Raw genomic sequence first — 19,221 nt, 5'->3', positions numbered from 1 at the left:
CCCCGCGCCTTGGAGGAAGGCATGCGCGCACATCAGGTCCGGTTCGTCGTGGCGCTGTGCTTCGTCCTGGGGACGGGGGCCCAGGCCACCAGCGCCGCGACACCGATGCGGGGTGTGGCCGGAGATTCCTGTGCGGGCAACCCGCGCTTCCTCATCGGTGCGGGCATGGGGGACATCACCGGCCCCGCCGCCGAGGTGGGGATGATGGGCTACGGCCAGCTCTCGCAGCAGACGGCGGGCATCCACCAGCGCCTGCGCTCACGCGCCTTCGTCATCGTCTCGCCGTGCAACGGGCGGCGCGTCGCCTTCGTCAGCGCGGATTTGGGCATGGTCTTCCAGGCGGTGAAGACGCAGGTGGTGGAGAAGCTGCGCGCCCGCTTCGGCGACGTGTACTCCGAGGAGAACGTCCTCATCAGCGCCACGCACACGCACTCGGGGCCGGGCGGCTTCTCGCACCACACCTTCTACAACCTGAGCACGTTCGGCTTCGTGCCGAGGAGCTTCGACGCCATCGTCTCCGGCATCGTCACCTCCATCGCCCGCGCGCACGCGAGGCTGGGAGAGGGCTCGCTGCGGCTGTCCGCTGGAGAGCTGCTCGGCGCCAGCCGCAATCGCTCGCCGGAGGCCTACCGGCTCAACCCCTCCGCCGAGCGCGCCCGCTACGCCCACGACGTGGACACGCGGATGACGCTGGTGCGGCTGACCCGGACGGATGGACGTGACGTGGGGCTCATCAACTGGTTCGCCGTCCACGCCACGTCCATGGGGAATGACAACCACCTCATCAGCGGTGACAACAAGGGCCTCGCCTCGTACCTCTTCGAGCGGGCGCATGACGCGGGCGACACCTTTGTCGCCGCGTTCGCCCAGTCCAACGCGGGGGACGTCACGCCCAACGTGCTCGGCGGGACGAATGGCGGCGGCGCCGACGACTTCGAGTCCACCGAGCTGTCCGCCCGGCGCCAGTACGACATCGCAGCGCGCCTGTGGACGCTCGCCGCGACGCCGCTCACCGGGGGCGTGGACCACCGACACACCTTCGTGAAGCTGGACGCGGTGGACGTGGCGCCCGCGTACACGGATGGCCCGCCGCGCCGCACCTGTCCCGCCGCCATCGGCGTGTCGATGCTCGCGGGCGCCGAGGATGGGCCTGGCTATGGCGTGGAGGGGGCGACGTGCGCCGTCATCCATGACCTCTGGAGCCAGTTCACCTGCGCGCTCACCACCACGCCGTGTCAGGCGGAGAAGCCCATCGTCCTGGAGATGGGCAGCATGCTGCCGCACCCGTGGACGCCCGACGTGCTGCCGCTCCAGCTCGTCACCGTGGGCTCGCTCGCGCTGGTGGCCGTGCCCTTCGAGGTGACGACGATGGCCGGACGTCGGCTGCGTCAGACGGTGCTGGAGCGACTGGCGCCCGTGGGTGTCACCGAGGTGGTCATCGCGGGGCTCGCCAACGACTACGCGGGCTATGTCACCACGCGCGAGGAGTACGCCCGTCAGGCCTATGAAGGCGCGTCCACGCACTTCGGGCCCTGGACGCTCGCCGCGCTCCAACAGGGCTTCGATGGGCTGGCCGTCGCGCTGAGGGATGGCCAGCCGGTGTCGCCCGGCCCCACGCCTCCAGACCTGCGAAATCACCAGACGAGCCTCCAGCCCGGCGTGGTGTTCGACGACAAGCTGCTCTGGGTGAAGTTCGGTGAGGTGCTCTCGGACGCGCGCGTGGCCTACTCACGCGGCGACACGGTGCGCGTCACGTTCTGGGGCGCGCATCCGAAGAACGACCTGCGCCTGGAGGACACGTACCTGCGCGTGCAGCGCAAGGGCTCCATCGGCGCGTGGGTGGACGTGGCGGACGACAGTGATTGGGAGACGCGCTACCGGTGGGAGCGGGAGAACTGTCTGCCCACGCTGGGGTGCTCGCACGTCGTCGTGGAGTGGCACATCCCGCGTGATGCCCCGCCGGGCACCTATCGCATCCTTCACGAAGGCGAGTGGAAGTCCGGCTGGGATGGCCGCGTGCGGCCCTACTACGGCGCGTCGCGCGCCTTCACCGTGAAGTGAGCGGCTCGGGCGTGGGGCCCTCCTCGTGACGCGAGGTGCGTGCACGCGAGAGGAAGTCGCGCAGCTGGGGAGAGGGAGGCAGGAGCTGCACGCCGATGCCCGCTGAGACGCCCCACGTGCGGGCGTGCGCATTGTCGACGTGCCGCACCACCTCGCCGTGGCAGGCGAACTCCTCGCCGGCCAGCCGCAGCGTCAGCTCCAGTCGGGTGAAGAGGGGAGGGAAGGGCTCCGCGCAGCTCAAGAAGAGGCCGCCCTTGCCCAGCTCCAGGCCGTGCACGTCCACGCCCTCGGGGTGGCGAATCCGCACGTCCCAGGACCAGGGCGCCTGGGATTCACTGAGCAGTGAGGTGCCGTGGCGTGCCCGGGGGGCGGGGGTGCACGGCGAATCCGCGGAGTGCTTCGACAGGCAGCGCGAGCAGTGCATGGTCGCCTCGAGCAGACACCAGGTGGTGCTGACTCCGCGGGGGCGGAGGGCTCACCCGTTGCTCTATAGACCGTGCGGGAGTCCACGTGCCGACGGCTCCCGGCGCGTCACGGGGGTCCAGGCGCTTGCGATGACGGCTGGCGCACAGACACGGTGCGTCGGCGGGCCCGCACGGGCGCCCATGCGCTCCCTGGGCTCGGGCAACCGCCGCTGAGCCCAGGGGCGCGCAGTCTCTCAGCCCTTCGCCTTGAACGGGGCCGCGTCGATGCGCACGCCGATGTAAGAGGGGAAGCGCGGCACGCCGTCGTTGGACAGCTCCTGGTAGCGGAAGGTGATGAGGGTGCCGATGGCGGGAGGCGCCTCGCGCTCGGCGTCCGACAGGCCGGTGCCCACGCTGAAGCGCTTGCCGTTGCGCAGCTCGACTTCCAGCGCGCCCAGCCGTCCCTTGTGCCGGCCCGCGCCCGCGACGTGGCCGATGACGACCGCCTCGTCGTCCTTGAAGCTCTTCACCTTCAGCAGCGTGTGCGAGCGGCCGACCTCGTAGCGGGAGCCCGGCTTGCGCAGCATCAGCCCCTCGCCGCCCAGCCCCTCCACGCGCTCCAGCTCCGAGCGCAGATGCGGAGTCCCCTGACAGCGCTCGTGCGAGTGCCACTGCGCATACGTGGGCTTCGCGTCGTCCAGCCACTTGCGACAGTGCTCCAGTCGCTGCTCGAACGCGGCGTCGAAGCTCGGTGCGTCGAACACGACGAAGAGCAGCTCCTTCCAGTCCTTGCTCTTGTCCTGCCGGCGCACGACGCTCACCGTGCGCTGGAAGCGCTTGCGCCCACCAAACAGCTCCCCGTCCAACGGGAAGTCCGGCAGCCCCGCGGTGAACCAGTCCGGCGCGAAGAACTCGTTGCCCAGGCGCGACCAGAAGCGCTTGCCGTCCCAGTATGCGCGCACGCCGTCGAGCTTCTCGCTCATCCACCAGTCCGTGAGGTCCACGTCGTTCTCCCACGGGTGGGCCAAGAGCAGCGGCGGAGCCTTCTCGTCGTCCGCCTCGCCCTCCGCTCCTTCCGAGGTGGCCTTCACGCGCGTGGCCTTGGCGGGAGGCGGGGAGGAGCCACCGACGCGGGCGTCCTCGGCGGCGTCACCGCGCACGCGGCGCAGGTGCTTGCAGGTGCGCCGCTCGATGGCGAAGGACTGGTTGCGCCACGCGGGGCAGGAGCACGAGTAGACGCCTCCCGTGTTCTTGAGGATGTAGGGCTTGGAACCCGAGCCCTGGACTTCCACCTGCTCGCCGTCCGCGATGTCCGCCAAAGTTCCGTCCCCTCCGTGCCGCGTCCGTCGCGGCGAAGAAGAGAAGAGTACCTCCGAGGTCCGACATCCCCAAGGCGCGCGGAGCCTTGGGGGTGCACGCAGATTGAGGGAGGGCAAGCGGTGACGGGAGCGTGGCGCGGACCCACGGCAGCAGGTGCCTCCTCCGGCGCGGCGCTCATCCGGGGCCGCCTGCGGCTCAACGGCTGGCGGCTCGAGGCAGGACGTCGCGCCTACACGCCCATTCTTCCTCAGCACGGCGTCTATCGCTCCGAGGTGCTCGGCCTGGACCTCCAGATAGAAGACGAGCGCCTGCGCTTCTACTTCGGTGGCGCTCCCCTGCCCGAAGCCCATGAGCTGATTGCCCGCCTTGAGCGCATGGTCGAGCGAGTGGAGGCCAGCCGACTCGAGCTGGAAAACCAGCTCGCGGAAGAGGTGCTCCTGCGCGAGGAGGAGACCCAGCGTCGCGAGGATGCCGAGCGGCGGCTGGCCGAGGCGCTCGCGGAGCTCGCAAGTAGCGCGCGGGCCGTCTGCGGGCAGTTTCAACTGTTCCCCTTTGTCCAGGCACGAGGTTCCGAGCGTTCCGGGAGTTCGTGGGAGGCAGCGAGGCTCGACTCAGGAGACGTCGTCCGCGTCACGGCTCACGGAGCCCTGCCGTCCAGGAACTCCTGAAGAGGGACGGAGCGGCAGCGCTGAGTTTCGCCACGGCCTTTCGCTGAACAGCGGTCCATGCGCGTGTCGGCACGTTCAGGCTTCCTCGGCTGCGCAGCTCCAGCTCCAGCGCCAGCACGTGGCGCCGACGCATCGGCCCCGTCAGCAAGGCCGCGCGCAGGGCCTCCATGCCGAAGGGCTCTCCGTGCAGATATCGTCGCTCCAGGTCGAAGCGCTGCCGTTCCATCTTCCACCATGCGAGTACCTCCATTGTCGCCGGTCGGGGCAGGTCGTCTTCGGGTCCGTGCGTGAGGTCGGCAGCGAGGTCTTCGTCCAACGGAGGCAGCGGGTCCTCCTCGATTGGAGGCGCGGCGAAGCGCTCCTCCTGGGGAAGGCCCGTGATGGAGCGGAAGGCCTCGAGTGCGAGGTGAGACACGGCCGGGTCCTCCATCCATTCAAGGCAGGTCTCGGCGGCGGACCGTCGGCCGCTGAAGCCCAGTGCCCACAAGGTCGCCGGACGGTGTCGCGGCTCATGAAGGAGCTGCCGCAGTCGTTCCACATCCCTGGCTTCCCCGCCCAAAGCCACCAGCAGCGCCGGGAAGCTCAAGTCGGGAGCCGTGCTTTCGACCGCGGACTGGCAAGCGGCCCACGCGGAGCGGCGTCCTCCCCTCAAGCCCGTCTCGAGGGCGGCATCCCGGAGGGCGGGTACGGTCGAACTCAGGGAGGTGTGGAACAGGTGCCGGTCCACGGGGTGGTGAAGGCGTGCGGCGACTCGGAGCGCCGCCGCGACGACCCTGGAGTCCTCGTGTCGGAGCAGCTCGGGAAGTGGCGGGCCCGGATCGACCTCGTGGGAGGCGAGCAGCTCCAGTGACAGTGCGAGCCGTGCGGGGTCCTCCTGCTTCAGCAGGAAGGGAACCCATGAACGCAGCGCGGCGGAGTCCCACAGCTCGAGTGCCCTGTAGAAGGCGGGGAGAACCTCCGGGCCCGCCATTTCAAGGGCTGTGCGCACGAGGTCGATTCCCGGGGGCTCCTGGATATTGAGCAGGGTGTAGGTGGCGGCGGCGACCTGCTCGGCCTCCATCTCCTCCAGGGCTGGAATGAGCAGCTTTTCGACTGCGGGTGGGCCAGCAACCGCGAGCCCATCCATGTGGGCCAGCAATCGCTCTTCTGTCTCTGCTACGTCGACCAGCACGAGGTTGGGGGCGAAGAGGCCGCGCTCCCGCTGACTCCAAAGGAAGGCGGCCTCGCTCAGATGCTGCTCAAGCACGTCCGTCAGTACGTCGCGCATTCGCCGGAGCGTAGTCCAATCAGCAGGCATGACAATGCCAGGGCATCCCGAGGCCTTCGCCATGCTTGAGTGGTCAATGCCAGGAAAGCCTGTCACGATTCACCTGGAGTGAAGTGCTGGCGCGGAATGGAACCGCTGCGAGTTAGGAGGACAAGATGGGGGTGCTCGTCTTCGCGGAGAACATGGGCCTCTTCCACAAGGGAAGCGGTGGCAAGGGCATTGCCCCGGCGGATGTGTGCCTCACGCCGCCTCCGCCTCCCGCGGGCCCGGTTCCGGTCCCGTATGTCAATGTCCTCTCCTCCGCTGACCTCGCGAATGGCAGCAAGACGGTGAAAGTCGAAGGACAGCCGACCGCCCTCGAGGACTCGTCCTATGTGTCCACGAGCACGGGCGATGAGGCAGGGACCCAGGGCGGCAACGTCGTGACGCACAAGACGAAGGGCAAGGGGTACTTCACGCTCTGGTCCTTCACCGTCAAGATTGAGGGCAAGGGTGTTTGCCGTCATGGCGACATGATGGGGCAGAACAGTGCATCGACCCCTCCGGGGTGTGTCGATGCGTCCGCCGTGACCGCGTTCAAGGTGCTGGCTTGGGTCAACACGGTGACGCCCTGCCCCCCGGACTCCTATCCGGGAAACACCAAGCCTGACGAAGAACAGCAGGATGCTTGCCGTGGCGGTCCATGCTGGCAATGTCCCGAATCCAAGTCCGGCCATGCTGCTCGGAAATCCACGGCGCGGCATATCCCGGACTTCGAGAAGGACGAGCGGTTCACTCCCGACCACCAGCCTCCCCAGAAGACGGCATGGTATATGGGGGGATGTCACGACCCTGTCCAGTTCAAGCAGTGGGCGAAAAGCACGGCGTCGGTAAAACCCCATTGCAGAAAATGCTCAAACACCCAAGGAGGCATCATCAAGCATGTCAAGGTGTCCGACATTCGCGGTTGGACTTAGGGGCGCGTAGATGAATCCATACGATTCCCTGTTTCTCGATTACCTCGAAGAGCTCCGTCCGGCACGCGACGAAGCGGTGCGGTGGTGGAACTCGCTCATTCAATCCGCGGGAACAGACCCAGAGAGTGCGTACACCCAGGTGCGGCTCCGTTGGCCCGCGGGTCCTACGTCATACCCACTCATCATCGCCGTCTATCGGAAATACTACCTGGCCTGTGCCGTACTGAATGAGGAGCACGAAGCCGCGCGCGGGTCGTCCAGCCGACCATCGGCGGGATGGGGAGAGGAAGATGATGATGGTGATGATGTCCCCACATTTGTCCCCCCCGTCCGTCTCCTGATTGATGACATTGAGCCTGCGGATCCAGAGTTGGGCGACTTCATGGAGGCCTTGGTGTTTTCGCCGATAGGGTTGGATGTCAATGGAAGGACCTCGTAGGCACGATATGGCATTGCGGACGACTCACAATCTGCAGCGCGGCGTCCATAGGCTTCTCATGGCGCCGCAGGATGTCCCCGTCAAGGACCCCGTTCCCTGGCGCGAGCCGATGTTGACCCTGGAGGCTGCTTCAGTCGGCCATCGCGCGCTCTTCAAGGAATATGAGGAGTTCCTCGAAGCTGCGATGTTGATCGCCTTCGACCTGTGGGAGGGCAGGATTCAGGTCCGCGTGGAACGGGGGCTTGACCCTGATGCCGCGCTGAATGATGCCTACAGTACCTTCTTCGCGGGGCCCGCCGCCTGCCCGCAGCTCGTCTGGGTATTGCGGACGTACTGGCTAAAATGTGTTGCGCTCAACCGGACCGTCCCGCCTGACGAGCGTGTCCCTCCACAGGTCCTCCTGTTCGGTTGGGTCATGCAGGCGGGCCAAGACGATTGGGTCCAGGTCCTCACCGCGATGACCTACTGGCCCATGGGGATCGACGCGGATGGCCACTGGGTGTAGCCATGTCCTTCAAGACGCTGTTGAGCAACCACACTCCTTTCGCCGCGGAGAAGTTCGTCCTCGTCAGCGCGCAGGGGCAGGAGGCGACTCTCGTGGTGCTCGCCGCGACGTTCGAGGCCTCCCGCGCGGCACTCCATCTGTCGGACGAACAGGCAGGCATCCGCCTCACGGATTCCCATGTCGGCGTCCCGGGCCAATCGAGCATTCGGTTCACGCATGAACTGGCGCTCTTCAAGCCCTTCGTCGATATCATCATCAACGGGTCCGTTTACGCACCCGGCGGCAGGCCAGCGGAGCGTGTTCCCGTCGAGGTCCTTGTAGGGGACGTCCAGAAAGCACTCTGGGCCCTCGGTCATCGTGTCTGGGCGGCCGGCTCGCTGACGCGCCCGCTCCCGTTCACGAAGATGCCATTGCTCTGGGAGCGTGCGTTCGGAGGGGTGAGTCCTCGAACCGGGGCTGCGTTCGATCGCAACCCGATGGGTCTGGGGTTCGATGGCGCCAGGTCCATCGAGGGCTTGCCTGGAGAGCTCCCGAACCTCGAATATCAGACAGCGCTCATCCGACGTCGTTCCGACGCGCCGCCACCCGCGGGCTTGTCTCCCATTGCTCCTTCTTGGGAACCTCGCCGCTCACTGGCAGGCACATATGACCAGCGCTGGCTCGAAACGAGGTGGCCACTGCTTCCAACGGACTTTGACTCGAAGCACAATCAGGTGGCGCCTGTCGACCAGCAGAGTCGCACCCTCGTCGGCGGGGAGTCCGTTCGGCTCCTGAACCTGACTCCAGATGGGCTCTGGACGTTCCGCCTTCCCGCGCTCGATGTCCCCGTTCACCTCCTCTATGACCGTGGCGTGAAGCGCGCCGCGCTGAAGCTGGACACCGTCCAACTCGAACCCGATTCCCGTCGCGTTCGCCTCACGGCTCGCGTGAGTCATGAAACCGTTCGCGGTCCTGCGCGCTTGCGGGAGATTGTACTCGGCCACATGCGAGAGGCATGGACCCGTGCACGGCACAGCGGGAAGCTGTACATCGACCGTCGAAACACCCAAGGTGTCGACCCGTCCAGACCGACGTACCGGGTATGAACATGAGCACGCTCTACCTGGAGAGCTGCGGTGCGGTGACCCCCGTCGGGCTCGATAGCTTCTCCACGTGCGCGGCCATCCGTGCTGGAATCAACCGGGTCTCGCATTCCATTCCCGTTCCGCCGCCCGGAGAGCCGCTCAAGGCCGCTCGCGTGAAGGCGGGACGTGCGCTCCGGCGCACCCCTCGGGAGTGGCTCCTGAATCTCGCGAGCAGAGCTCTTGAGGAGTGTGTTGGCTCGCTACGTGCCTCAACCCGGCCCGTGGCGTTGTTCGTCTGTCCCCCAGAGCCATTCCGGCAACACCCCGGGCTCGAGGGCCTCCCGCGTCAGGACTTCGTTTCAATGCTGGCGGCGCGTCATGGATTGGTTCTCCATCAAGGCTCGCGGGTGTTGGACGGAGGCGCGGCCTCCAGCTTCGAAGCGCTCGCCGCCGCACGCGAACTCCTTGCACGGAACGTCGTTGCACGCGCCTTCATTGGAGGGGTTGATTCGCTCCTCAACGATATGGATATCGAGCGACTGAGAAAGGTCCACCGACTTCATGAGGACGGGAACCCTCAGGGGCTCATTCCGGGAGAGGCGGCTGCTTTCCTCTGTGTCTCGCTCTCGGGCCGAGAGAGTCCCTATGTTCCGATCGCCGAGCTTCGTGGGTCTGGCTCGGCTCACGAGCCGCAGACCGTGAGCGGCCAACAGTATTCCGTGGGTGAGGGGCTCGGAAAAGCGGTTCGCCTGGCGCTCGATGACGCGAGTATTCGCGAAGCAGAGGTCTCGTTCGTCATCTCGAATCACAATGGAGAGCGCTACGCGGCCTGGGAGACGACGTTCTCGCATGCGCGTATCTATCGGACCCGCCGCGAGCGTTTGCCCGTGATGTATCCCGCGACCTCGATGGGGGATGTGGGTACGGCAGCGGCCGCTTTGTCGGTCATCCTCGCGGGCGTGGCGGTCGCGAGGGGGTATGCGCCAGGATCGACCGCCATCTGCGAGTGTCGCTCCGAGGAGTCACTCCGAGGAGCCTGTGTCGTGGGGCCATCACCGGAGCCCTCTCCGTTTTCGGCGCCTGGCCAGCGGCGGCTCGCCAGGCAGAAGTGACCCGCGAAAGAACCGATGAGGAGAGGCCTCGGGGTTGCGAAGCTCAAGCCCTTCTGCCGGTCATCGCCATGTGACATCGGGCCCGAGCGGACCCGCTGCCTGGGCGCGCCGAGCCTGCTTGCTCGGTGTAGCAACCCGTCTGGCGCCGTGTCCGAGGGACAGGGTGTGGTGGGCGCCCTCGTGAGGACGTGGAGCGGTGGGCATTTGCCGAGGAAGGGAGTGGCGCTCCGTCGGAGGGCGTCGCACCCTGTCCGGAGGTCCACGGTTCGAGGAGGCCGCACGGGATGGTCGTCATCATCATGGGAGTGTCGGGCGCCGGGAAGACGACGGTGGGGCGCGCCCTGGCGGAGAGCCTGGGCTGGCGCTTCCTGGACGCGGATGACCTGCACCCCCGCTCCAACGTGGCGAAGATGGCGGCCGGGGTGCCCCTGACGGACGAGGACCGAGGGCCCTGGCTCGCCCTGTTGCGCGGCGAGCTCCAGGCTGCGATGGCGCGAGGCGAGGACCTGGTGTTGGCCTCGTCCGCGCTCAAGCGCTCCTATCGCGACCAGCTGGAGGTGGACCCGACGCGGACGCGGTGGGTGTACCTGAATGCGCCGCACGCGGTGCTGGCCAGCAGGCTCGCGAAGCGACACGGCCACTTCATGCCGCCGTCGTTGCTGGACAGCCAGCTCGCCACGCTGGAGGTGCCCACGCAGGCGCTGGAGGTGGATGTCTCGCCACCGCCGCCGGAGGTGGTGGCGCGCATCCGCGAGGGCCTGAAGCTCTGAGGCGCGAGGGGCCTCTTTGAAGCGCGCTACCGCTCATCAGGGTTTCTTCGTGAGTTTGATCATGGTGGTGGCGAGGTCGACGAAGTTGAGGGAGTGGACGGGGCCGAGGATGTTGAGGTTGAGGACCTTGAAGGTGAACTCGGCGAGGGTGCCCTGGTCCACGCCACTGATGACGGTGCCGAGGATGGGGCAGATGCCGACGACGCCGAGAATACAGGTCCCCTCGACGACGCTGGTCTCCGAGGACCCGTCGCCGAAGTGGAAGGTGGTGGTGACGGTGCCGTAGTAGCTGGAGAGCAGCGTGCTGCCGGTGCCGGTCAGGGAGCCGTCGATCTCCACCCAGGAGACCTCGAGGACTTCCTCTCCGCTGGCGACGTTGACGTCGACACAGCCGGTGCCGACACCCCGCACCGTCACGGTGGTGTTCTGGGTGGCAAGGGTGAGTGCGGGCGAGTAGCTGAGCGTGCCGAGGGCGAGGACGCAGTGGCCCGCCCCGACACCCCCTTGAGCCCGCGCGGTCCCTCCGAGGAGGAGGGTGACACCCAGGCAGAGAACCGTCGTCAGCAAGCGGATGGGCTGCGGCATGGAGTGCTCCAATGTATGGGGTTGAGCCGACCGGAGAGCGGCCGGCATGCGGTGCATCCTCCTCAGGTCTGTCTGTCTTTGCCATGGGACATTGGTCCAATGGAGAGGTCCCCGGGGTCGCCCAGGAGCAGCCCGTGCTCTTGCGCCCGGTGACGAGAACGGGGTGGGGCGCGGCGGCATGTCAGACCGGTCGTCTAAATGATATCCCAGCTGCACATGTACATCGGATTGCACGTGAGCGTCTCCGCATCTGGCGGAGACGCCGTGCCCGACTTCTGGGGGACACATTCTGATGTCGAGACTTCCTGGAGTGAAACATGTTTCACGAGACTGGGCGGGGCTGGGTGTGGCGCTGGGCGTACTGGCCGGGAGCGCGACGGGTTGTGGCGGTGACGCCGCCGATGATTCGAGCGGTGGGATTCGACAGGAGCGAGCCTTCCCGGACCGCCTGGGGGAAGTGCATCGCGCGGACTTCCTGGTGGGCGGAGGGCTGCGTGCGCTCGCCTACGAGCGCATCGAGGGTGAGCGCGTCTTCCAAGGAGACATCCTCCTGCCGCCCGAGGCTCCGGCGAGAGGACTCTCCGCGCAGTCGGTGGAAGCGCTGGGCGCGGTGTCCACGCGAGCGATGACGCGCTGGCCGGGCGGCGTGGTGCCGTACACGGTGGATGCGGCGTTGCCGAACACCGGACGTGTCGCGGCGGCCCTGGCGCGGTGGGAGATGCTCACGCCCATCCGCTTCGTGCCACGCACCACGCAGGCGGACTACGTCACGTTCCGACCGGGCACGGGCTGCTCGGCCCATGTCGGTCGCATCGGAGGGCAGCAGTTCGTGACGCTCGCGCCGGGCTGCACCACCGGCAGCACGTTGCATGAGGTAGGGCACGTGCTGGGGCTCTGGCATGAGCAGGCGCGCACGGACAGGGACAGGAACGTCGTCATCCACTTCGAGAACATCGAGGCGGGGTACGCCCATGCCTTCGAGACCTTCGCGCAGGAGGGCGCGGCGGGCCGCAACCTGGGACCGTATGGGTTGGATTCCGTGATGCACTACGCGCCGGAGGCGTTCTCCGCGAATGACTCGCCCACCATCACCCGGCTGGATGGTTCGTACTTCACCGCGAACCGCACGTCCCCGACGCTCGCGGATGCCTGCGCGGTGAAGCGCCTGCATGGCTACGGACGCCACTCCGACGTGAATGGAGATGGCTTCGCGGACCTTGTGGTTGGCGCACCGGACGAGGACGTGGGCACGGGACTGGACCAGGGGGCCGTGTCCATCGTGCTGGGTTCGGCCACGGGGTTGGGAGCGGCGGGGCTGTGGCTGCATCGCGATGTGTCGGGCGTGGAGGACAAGACGGGGCCCGGTGACCACTTCGGCGCGGCGGTGGCCGTGGGAGACTTCAACGGAGATTGCTTCGCGGATGTGGCGGTGGGCGTGCCCGGAGACGACGTGAATGGGATTGTCGACGCGGGCTCGGTCCACATCTTCCTGGGGTCGGCGCAGGGTGTGGATTCAAACACCGACAAGGTGCTTCACCAGAACAGCACGGGCGTCCCCGACAGCGCCGAGGCGTTCGATGGCTTTGGCACCACGCTGACGGTGGGGGACTTCAATGGAGATGGATATGACGACCTGGCCGTGGGCGTGCCCTCGGAGGACTATGGGTCGTCGGCGCTCGACTCTGGATTGGTGACGGTGTTGTACGGCTCCTCCTCCGGACTCACCGGGACGGGCGCGCAGAGCTGGAGTCAGGCGTCAGCGCAGGTGCTCGAAGTCACGGAGACGGGAGACGGCTTCGGCTCCGCGCTGGCGACGGGTGACTTCAACGGCGATGGCTTCGACGAGCTGGCCGTGGGCGTGCCCTCGGAGGACGAGGACACCGTGGAGAATGTGGGCGCGGTGAACGTCCTCTTCGGTTCGCTCGATGGTCTGACGAGCACGGGCAACCAGCTCTGGCTTCCGGGCAGCGATGGGGTGCCCGGTGTCGCGAGCACGGAGCTGCGCTTCGGCTCCGCGCTGGCGGCGGGAGACTTCAACGGGGATGGCCGGAGTGAGCTGGCCATCGGCGCGCCGGGACAGATGGTGGGCTTCATGGCGGGGGCCGGCGCGGTGACGGTGCTGCGCGGTGGAGCCTCGGGACTTCATTCCACGGGGGCCATCGCCTGGAGTCAGGACTCGGCGGGCATCTCGGACGTGGCAGAGGAGGCAGACGGCCTGGGCGCCGCGCTGGTGGCCGAGGACTTCGATGGAGACGGCCATGTGGACCTCGCCATCGGCGTGGCCTCGGAGAGCGTGGGAAACGTCCTGGGCGCGGGCATCGTCCATGTGTTGCACGGCGCGCCGGGGGGACTGTCCAGCGCGCGCGAGCAGCACTGGTCCCAGGTGGGCTCCCTGGTGGATGAAGGCGCGGAGCACCAGGATGGGTTCGGCTTCCGGCTGTCGGCGGGCGACTACGACGGGAATGGCTACGTGGACCTTGCGGTGGGCGTGCCCTACGAGGACGTAGGGAGCGCGACGGACTCGGGCGCGGTGCAGGTCCTGTACAGCGCGGGAGTCGCGGGGTTGTCGCGCGCGGGTGAGCAGCGCTGGTCCCAGGCACCGGCGGAGCAGACGGACTCGGTGGAGATGGGAGACCGCTTCGGCGGGGGACTCTAGGTCTTCTTGCGCGGCGGCGGGGCGCCTACCGGAACGCGGGCCAGGTGAAGGTCGGCGTCCCCGCCCAGCGCTCCACCAGTCGCTCTTCCATCGCCGCGAGGGTGCGGGAGAGGGCGGGGACCAGCGTCGTGGGCTCGCGCAGGACGCGGGAGCGCGCGAGGTGGCGCAGCAGGGCGGCGCGCTCGGTGTAGCCGGGCGCCCAGTCCCTGTCTCTCTCCAGCGCCTTGGGCGACAGCCACTGGAACATGTTCACCGTGCGCGCCGTGGCGACCAGGGCGCGCGCGTGCGTATAGGTGGCGTCTGTCTGGGCCGCCTCGCAGACCGGGGCCAGGGTGATGCGGTAGGTGAGGTCCGCGCGGGTGACGAGCTCGTCGGGCAAAGGCACCACGAGCAGCCACATGAGCGCGTCGTACAGCGCGTGGCGCATGCCGCAGTACTCGAAGTCGAGCAGGCGCGGACCGCTGGGGGTGAAGAGGGTGTTGCTCGGGGCCATATCCCCGTGGGTGAGCGCGAGGAAGGGGCCGGGCTCGGCCAGCTCTCGCGCGAGCTGCTCCACGTCCTCCTGCGTGCCGGTGACGAAGGGCGTGCCGACGGCCTCCGTCCAGCGTCGCAGTCGGTCCGCGTGCTCCATCAGATAGCGCGCGTTGTCGATGCGGACGCGCAGCGGGCGCGGGTTCAGCGAGTGGCGGAGCAGGTCGAAGTCACCTTGCAGGCCCCGGGTGCGCGCGTGGAGCTGGCCGGTGAGGCGGGCCACGGCGAGCAGTCCTCCGGTGGCGGCGCTCGCGTCGTCGGCGTTGAAGAGGTCCTCCAGGCTGGGGCCGGTACCCAGGTCCTGAAGGACGAGCAGGTGGGAGTGGATGTCTCCGGCGATGAGGCCTGGGGCCGTGGTGAGGTTGTGGCGGCCGAGCAGCTCCAGGCCGGCCCACTCGTCCAGGCCGAGCACGGTGTCTTCGTGGAAGTGCTTGAGGATGACGGTGGGCACGTCGCCGCCGCGCACGCGGGCGCGCACGACGTGGCAGCGGGACTGGGTGCGGAGGACCTGGGGCTCCGCGAGGAGCACGGGGCGGCCCCAGGCGGCGGAGAGCGAGCGAGCGCCGTCGGCGAGCAGCTGCTCCAGGTCCAGGGCGCTCAGGGGAGCCGCTCCACGGTGGCGCCCGAACGTTCCAACAGCTCGCGGTACCACGCGAAGGCGCGCGCGGTGCGGTCACCCAGGCTCTTGGCGCCCCAGAGGATGGTGAGGGTGCGGCGCGTGTCGGCGTTCGTCTTGGTGCGCTGCGCGTCCTTCACGGCATTGGAGCAGGGGCCCTCGGCGTCGAAGAGGCACAGCAGGCCCGCCAGGTCGATGCTCTGTCCGGAGGCATTGAAGACGTACTGGGCGCCCTCGGGGGCGATGGCCACGCGGAAGGGAGGAGTGGCGCGCTCCAGGTCGACGACGCTGATGGGCAGGCCGCTGTGCAAGGACACCGCGTTGCACAGGTCCACCGCGGTGTTGATGGTGCCGAGCGAGCCGTCGCCCGCGGCACGCACCAGATACTCGGAGGCGGGCTTGCCTCGGCCGGTGGGCTTGTAGCCGCCGTGGCGGAGCATGTCGCGCACCGCGCCGCGCACGGCGTCGTCGCTGGAGAACGGCGCGGAGGCATCCGATTTCAGCAGCGCCACCAGCCACTCCGGCGAGGGCAGCGAGCCCAGCGGTGCGGGGAAGGTGGTGGTGAAGGCGAGGGTGTCCAGGGACGGATGCGGTTCGACGGTGAGCACGGCCGGGCACTCTACGCCACACGGCGCGCCCGTGCTGGCGGTGGTGCGCGCAAACGGCGGTGATGCCGCCTGGGCCACATGCGGAGCCCGTGCTGGACACGGTGCACGGGAGCGGTGGCGAACCGCTCGGAGCTGCTGACGGGGGCCGCGCCAGTTTCGCGGTGCGAGTCGTTCCAGACCACCCGAGCCCGAGTCGGTGCGGTGGGAGTGTTGTCCTCGCGCCAGAGTGAAAGGCGCGCTTCGTCACGACGAGCGCCCCGGGCGTGCGTGGTACGGTCGCGCCTTCCGAGCTTTGGCGCCCGCTCGTGCCCCACGACGCGTGCGAAGAGGAGCAATCGATGGCAGACGCGAACCAGCGGATGATGCGGGCGGCGCGCTTCGATACGGCCGCGCGGACGTTGACGGTGACCGAGGTCCCCGTCCCCCAGCCGCGTCCGGGCGAGGTGCGGGTGCGAGTGAAGGCGTGCGGCATCTGTCTCTCGGATGCGCATCTGCTCGACGGCTCGCTGCGCTCCCCGCTGCCGATGGTGACGCCGGGACATGAGTCCTCGGGCGTCATCGACGAGGTGGGCGTGGGCGTGCCGCGCTGGCAGGTGGGGCAGCGTGTCGCGATGGCGGGTGGCAAGCCCTGTGGCCGCTGCGCGAAGTGCTCCAACGGCCAGCCGGCGGACTGCCTCGACTTCCAGATCATGGGTTTCCACTACGACGGCGCGTGGGCCGAGTACGTCGTGGTGCCCTACTTCGTGTTGTCGTCGATTCCGGACCACCTGCCGTTCGAACAGGCGGCCATCCTCGCGGACGCGGTGGCCACGCCGTACGCGGGCCTGCTGGAGAGCGCGAAGTTGCGGCCCGCGCAATCGGTGGGCCTGTGGGGCATCGGTGGGCTCGGCGTCCACGCGGTGCAGATTGCCCGGATGATGGGGGCGACGCCCATCATCGCGTTCGACACGAACGAGGCCGCCCGCAATCGCGCGCTGGAGTTCGGCGCGGACGTGGCGCTGGACCCGCGCTCACCGGACGTGCGCGCGCAGGTGCTCCAGCACACGCACGGACTGGGCCTGGATGTGGCGGTGGACCTGGTGGGCGCGAACTCGGTGCTGGCGCAGGCGGCGCTGTGCCTCGGACGCTACGGGCGCGCGGTGATGGTGGGCTTGTCACCGGAGCCCATCCAGCTGGGCGCCGGGGTCAACTTCGGCCTGCGCTCCCAGACGCTGCAGGGACACCTGGGCTACGAGAAGAAGCACCTGGACCAGCTCGTGACGCTGGTGAGCACCAAGCGCCTGGATGTCTCGCGCTCCGTGACGGCGACGATGCCGCTGGAGGACGTGGCGAAGGGCGTGGAGCGGCTGGTGAAGAAGGACGGCAACCCCATTCGCCTCGTCATCACGCCCTGATGCAAGGCGGGAGAGCGGGCGGCCGGGCACCCAGGACGGTGTCCGGCCCTCGTGTGGATCCGCTCACGGCGGAATGAGGGGCGACCAATGTAGGTCCCCCTGCCAGCTCCGAGGTGACCGCCCCCCTGGTGGGCAGCCTTCGGGCATGGGAAGGGGAGGTCGAGGGTTCGGAACAATCCTCCTTCGGCGTCCCCCATGGCATAAGGGCGCCGCGCCCGCCTTCCGGGCACCCCCTACGCACATGATTCGTCTCGACAACATCAGCAAGCAGCACGGTCAGCAGATTCTCTTCATCGAGGCTTCGGCCGCTCTCCACAAAGGAGAGAAGGTCGGCCTCGTCGGTCCCAACGGGGCTGGCAAGACGACGCTGTTCCGGATGATCACCGACCAGGAGCACCCGGACGAGGGCCAGGTGGCCGTCGACCGTGGCGTCACCATCGGCTACTTCAACCAGGACGTCGGCGAGATGTCCGGCCGCAGCGCCGTGTCCGAGGTCATGGACGGCGCGGGTCCGGTGAGCTCGGTGGCCGCGGAGATGAAGTCGCTCGAAGCGGACATGGCGGACCCGGACAAGGCCGACGACATGGAGAAGCTCGTCGAGCGCTACGGCCTGGTGCAGGCGCGCTTCGAGGAGCTGGGTGGCTACGCGCTGGAGGGCCGCGCGCGGGAGATTCTCGCGGGCCTGGGCTTCAGCGAGGAGATGATGGACGGCGACGTCGGCGCGCTGTCCGGCGGTTGGAAGATGCGCGTGGCGCTGGCGCGCATCCTGCTCATGCGGCCGGACGCGATGCTGCTCGACGAGCCGAGCAACCATCTGGACCTGGAGAGCCTCATCTGGCTGGAGGGCTTCCTCAAGGGGTACGAGGGCGCGCTCCTGATGACGTCGCACGACCGCGAGTTCTTGAACCGCATCGTCACCAAGATGGTGGAGATCGACGGTGGCTCGCTGACGACATACGCGGGCAACTACGACTTCTACGAGCAGCAGCGCGCGCAGAACGAGAAGCAGCAGCAGGCGCAGTACGAGCGCCAGCAGGCCATGCTCGCCAAGGAGCTGAAGTTCATCGAGCGCTTCAAGGCCCGCGCCTCGCACGCCGCGCAGGTGCAGAGCCGCGTGAAGAAGCTGGAGAAGATTGAGAAGGTGGAGCCGCCCAAGCGCCGCACGACGGTGCTGTTCGAGTTCCAGCCGGCGCCGCGCTCGGGTGACGACGTGGTGAGCCTGAAGGCGGTGCACAAGGCCTACGGCAAGAGGACCATCTACGAGGGCATGGACTTCCTCGTGCGCCGTGGCGAGCGCTGGTGTGTCATGGGCGTCAACGGCGCGGGCAAGTCCACGCTGCTGAAGCTGGTGGTGGGCTCGACGACTGCTGACACGGGCGCGGTGACGGTGGGTGGCAGCGTGAAGCTGGGGTACTTCGCCCAGCACGCCATGGACCTGCTGAACGGTGAGCGCACGGTGTTCGAGTCGCTGGAGGACGCCTTCCCCCGCGCGGGGCAGGGCTCGCTGCGCGCGCTGGCCGGGTGCTTCGGCTTCTCGGGTGACGAGGTGGAGAAGAAGTGCCGCGTGCTGTCGGGTGGTGAGAAGGCGCGCCTCGTCATGGCGAAGATGCTCTTCGACCCGCCCAACTTCCTGGTGCTGGACGAGCCCACCAACCACCTGGACATGGCGACGAAGGAGATGCTGATTACGGCGCTGGCCCGCTACGAGGGGACCATGCTGTTCGTCTCGCACGACCGTCACTTCCTGGGCGCGCTGTCCAACCGCGTGCTGGAGCTGACGCCGGACGGCATCCACCAGTACGGCGGTGGCTACACCGAGTACGTGGCCCGCACCGGCCACGAGGCGCCGGGTCTGCGCATCTGAGCGACGGCGAGAGGCCGCGCTCCTTCGGGATGCGCGGCTACTCGAACAGGCGGCTGGCCAGTCGCGCCAGCTTCCGTGCCTTGCCGGTGTACGGCGGGAAGAACAGGTTCGCCAGCGTCGTACGGCCCTGGCGAAGCACCGCGCGCTCGTGGCTGAACGTCTTGAAGCCTGTCTCCCCGTGGTACGCGCCCAGTCCGCTCGCGCCCACGCCGCCGAAGGGCAGGTGCGGGTTCACGTTGTGCAACACCACCGTGTTGATGCACGTGCCGCCCGCGCTCGTCTCCTGGAGCAGCCGCTCCACCACCGCGTCGTCGTGGCTGAAGACGTAGAGCGCCAGCGGCTTGCCGCCCGCGCGCACGTGCGTCACCACCTCATCGAGCGACTCGTAGCGCAGCACCGGC

17 protein-coding genes are annotated in these 19,221 nt (G+C 68.1%); 10 read left to right on the top strand and 7 right to left on the bottom strand.

Going from position 1 to position 19,221, the window contains the following annotated elements:
• The first annotated feature begins 21 nt into the window (after window positions 1–21).
• The gene (locus tag ACN469_RS00085) at window positions 22–2,061 is read left to right on the top strand and encodes a neutral/alkaline ceramidase (protein ID WP_498762923.1); all 2,040 of its coding nucleotides are present in this window, start codon (window positions 22–24) and stop codon (window positions 2,059–2,061) included.
• On the opposite strand, the gene ACN469_RS00080 is transcribed toward ACN469_RS00085, so the two are convergent.
• Together ACN469_RS00080 and ACN469_RS00075 are read right to left on the bottom strand one after the other, a co-directional pair.
• Entirely contained in the window at window positions 2,048–2,485 is a 438-nt protein-coding gene (locus ACN469_RS00080) for a PilZ domain-containing protein (RefSeq protein WP_498762921.1), read from the bottom strand. The two genes, ACN469_RS00085 and ACN469_RS00080, sit on opposite strands and share 14 nt — an antisense overlap.
• A gap of 234 nt (window positions 2,486–2,719) precedes the next feature.
• Window positions 2,720–3,784: a DNA ligase gene (locus ACN469_RS00075; RefSeq protein ID WP_498762919.1), complete on the bottom strand. Its 1,065-nt coding sequence runs from the start codon at window positions 3,782–3,784 to the stop codon at window positions 2,720–2,722.
• Between the two features lie 120 nt (window positions 3,785–3,904).
• On the opposite strand from ACN469_RS00075, the gene ACN469_RS00070 reads away from it, so the two are divergent.
• Window positions 3,905–4,453 carry a hypothetical protein gene (locus ACN469_RS00070; RefSeq protein WP_498762917.1) on the top strand — a complete coding sequence of 183 codons (549 nt, stop codon included), beginning with the start codon at window positions 3,905–3,907 and terminating at the stop codon, window positions 4,451–4,453.
• Here ACN469_RS00070 and ACN469_RS00065 read toward each other — a convergent pair.
• Window positions 4,416–5,720 (bottom strand): TIGR02270 family protein, encoded by a 1,305-nt coding sequence (locus ACN469_RS00065; protein WP_498762915.1) that lies wholly within the window; start codon window positions 5,718–5,720, stop codon window positions 4,416–4,418. The two genes, ACN469_RS00070 and ACN469_RS00065, sit on opposite strands and share 38 nt — an antisense overlap.
• Before the next feature lie 155 nt (window positions 5,721–5,875).
• On the opposite strand from ACN469_RS00065, the gene ACN469_RS00060 reads away from it, so the two are divergent.
• The 5 genes from ACN469_RS00060 (at window position 5,876) to ACN469_RS00040 (ending at window position 10,566) form a co-directional block, all read left to right on the top strand.
• Window positions 5,876–6,676, top strand: a complete 801-nt coding sequence (locus ACN469_RS00060) for a DUF4150 domain-containing protein (protein ID WP_498762913.1) — start codon at window positions 5,876–5,878, stop codon at window positions 6,674–6,676.
• A 446-nt stretch (window positions 6,677–7,122) separates the two neighbouring features.
• Window positions 7,123–7,620, top strand: a complete 498-nt coding sequence (locus ACN469_RS00055; RefSeq protein ID WP_498762911.1) for a hypothetical protein — start codon at window positions 7,123–7,125, stop codon at window positions 7,618–7,620.
• Between the two features lie 2 nt (window positions 7,621–7,622).
• Complete coding sequence (locus tag ACN469_RS00050) at window positions 7,623–8,705, top strand: DUF2169 family type VI secretion system accessory protein (protein ID WP_498762909.1); 1,083 nt, start codon at window positions 7,623–7,625, stop codon at window positions 8,703–8,705.
• A 2-nt stretch (window positions 8,706–8,707) separates the two neighbouring features.
• Window positions 8,708–9,796, top strand: a complete 1,089-nt coding sequence (locus ACN469_RS00045; protein WP_498762907.1) for a hypothetical protein — start codon at window positions 8,708–8,710, stop codon at window positions 9,794–9,796.
• Window positions 9,797–10,080: 284 nt separating this feature from the next.
• On the top strand, window positions 10,081–10,566 hold the full coding sequence (locus tag ACN469_RS00040) for a gluconokinase (protein WP_498762906.1): 486 nt from the start codon (window positions 10,081–10,083) through the stop codon (window positions 10,564–10,566).
• Between the two features lie 36 nt (window positions 10,567–10,602).
• On the opposite strand, the gene ACN469_RS00035 is transcribed toward ACN469_RS00040, so the two are convergent.
• A complete protein-coding gene (locus ACN469_RS00035; RefSeq protein WP_498762904.1) occupies window positions 10,603–11,151 on the bottom strand; it encodes a hypothetical protein in 549 nt (182 codons plus the stop codon).
• 310 nt (window positions 11,152–11,461) lie between these two features.
• Here ACN469_RS00035 and ACN469_RS00030 point away from each other — a divergent pair, with 310 nt between their 5' ends.
• Entirely contained in the window at window positions 11,462–13,807 is a 2,346-nt protein-coding gene (locus tag ACN469_RS00030; RefSeq protein WP_498762902.1) for a M12 family metallopeptidase, read from the top strand.
• Window positions 13,808–13,832: 25 nt separating this feature from the next.
• Here the strand turns inward: ACN469_RS00030 and ACN469_RS00025 are convergent, their stop codons facing one another.
• Window positions 13,833–14,990, bottom strand: coding sequence for a phosphotransferase (locus ACN469_RS00025; RefSeq protein ID WP_498762900.1), 1,158 nt, complete (start codon window positions 14,988–14,990; stop codon window positions 13,833–13,835).
• Window positions 14,936–15,562: a phenylalanine--tRNA ligase beta subunit-related protein gene (locus ACN469_RS00020; protein WP_498762898.1), complete on the bottom strand. Its 627-nt coding sequence runs from the start codon at window positions 15,560–15,562 to the stop codon at window positions 14,936–14,938. Before ACN469_RS00020 ends, ACN469_RS00025 begins: the two co-directional genes overlap by 55 nt.
• Before the next feature lie 338 nt (window positions 15,563–15,900).
• Here ACN469_RS00020 and ACN469_RS00015 point away from each other — a divergent pair, with 338 nt between their 5' ends.
• Window positions 15,901–16,956 carry a zinc-binding dehydrogenase gene (locus ACN469_RS00015; RefSeq protein ID WP_498762896.1) on the top strand — a complete coding sequence of 352 codons (1,056 nt, stop codon included), beginning with the start codon at window positions 15,901–15,903 and terminating at the stop codon, window positions 16,954–16,956.
• 241 nt (window positions 16,957–17,197) lie between these two features.
• Window positions 17,198–18,820: an ABC-F family ATP-binding cassette domain-containing protein gene (locus tag ACN469_RS00010; RefSeq protein ID WP_498762894.1), complete on the top strand. Its 1,623-nt coding sequence runs from the start codon at window positions 17,198–17,200 to the stop codon at window positions 18,818–18,820.
• 37 nt (window positions 18,821–18,857) lie between these two features.
• Here ACN469_RS00010 and ACN469_RS00005 read toward each other — a convergent pair.
• Window positions 18,858–19,221: aldehyde dehydrogenase family protein (locus ACN469_RS00005; RefSeq protein WP_498762892.1), on the bottom strand; the 364-nt coding region annotated here is incomplete at its 5' end.

Origin of the sequence: Corallococcus terminator (assembly GCF_049194865.1) — a bacterium.
In the GTDB taxonomy this organism is placed as follows: Bacteria; Myxococcota; Myxococcia; order Myxococcales; family Myxococcaceae; genus Myxococcus; species Myxococcus terminator_A.
Note: the sequence above shows the minus strand (reverse complement) of the source record. Positions and strands in the feature narration are given on the sequence as shown.

Excerpts from the sequence above, each read along its gene's own strand:
- ACN469_RS00015 (WP_498762896.1), top strand. The coding sequence starts at position 15,901 with ATGGCAGACGCGAACCAGCGGATGATGCGGGCGGCGCGCTTCGATACG.
- ACN469_RS00065 (WP_498762915.1), bottom strand. The coding sequence starts at position 5,720 with ATGCGCGACGTACTGACGGACGTGCTTGAGCAGCATCTGAGCGAGGCC.
- ACN469_RS00010 (WP_498762894.1), top strand. The coding sequence starts at position 17,198 with ATGATTCGTCTCGACAACATCAGCAAGCAGCACGGTCAGCAGATTCTC.
- ACN469_RS00050 (WP_498762909.1), top strand. The coding sequence starts at position 7,623 with ATGTCCTTCAAGACGCTGTTGAGCAACCACACTCCTTTCGCCGCGGAG.
- ACN469_RS00045 (WP_498762907.1), top strand. The coding sequence starts at position 8,708 with ATGAGCACGCTCTACCTGGAGAGCTGCGGTGCGGTGACCCCCGTCGGG.
- ACN469_RS00080 (WP_498762921.1), bottom strand. The coding sequence starts at position 2,485 with ATGCACTGCTCGCGCTGCCTGTCGAAGCACTCCGCGGATTCGCCGTGC.
- ACN469_RS00060 (WP_498762913.1), top strand. The coding sequence starts at position 5,876 with ATGGGGGTGCTCGTCTTCGCGGAGAACATGGGCCTCTTCCACAAGGGA.
- ACN469_RS00055 (WP_498762911.1), top strand. The coding sequence starts at position 7,123 with ATGGCATTGCGGACGACTCACAATCTGCAGCGCGGCGTCCATAGGCTT.
- ACN469_RS00035 (WP_498762904.1), bottom strand. The coding sequence starts at position 11,151 with ATGCCGCAGCCCATCCGCTTGCTGACGACGGTTCTCTGCCTGGGTGTC.
- ACN469_RS00085 (WP_498762923.1), top strand. The coding sequence starts at position 22 with ATGCGCGCACATCAGGTCCGGTTCGTCGTGGCGCTGTGCTTCGTCCTG.
- ACN469_RS00040 (WP_498762906.1), top strand. The coding sequence starts at position 10,081 with ATGGTCGTCATCATCATGGGAGTGTCGGGCGCCGGGAAGACGACGGTG.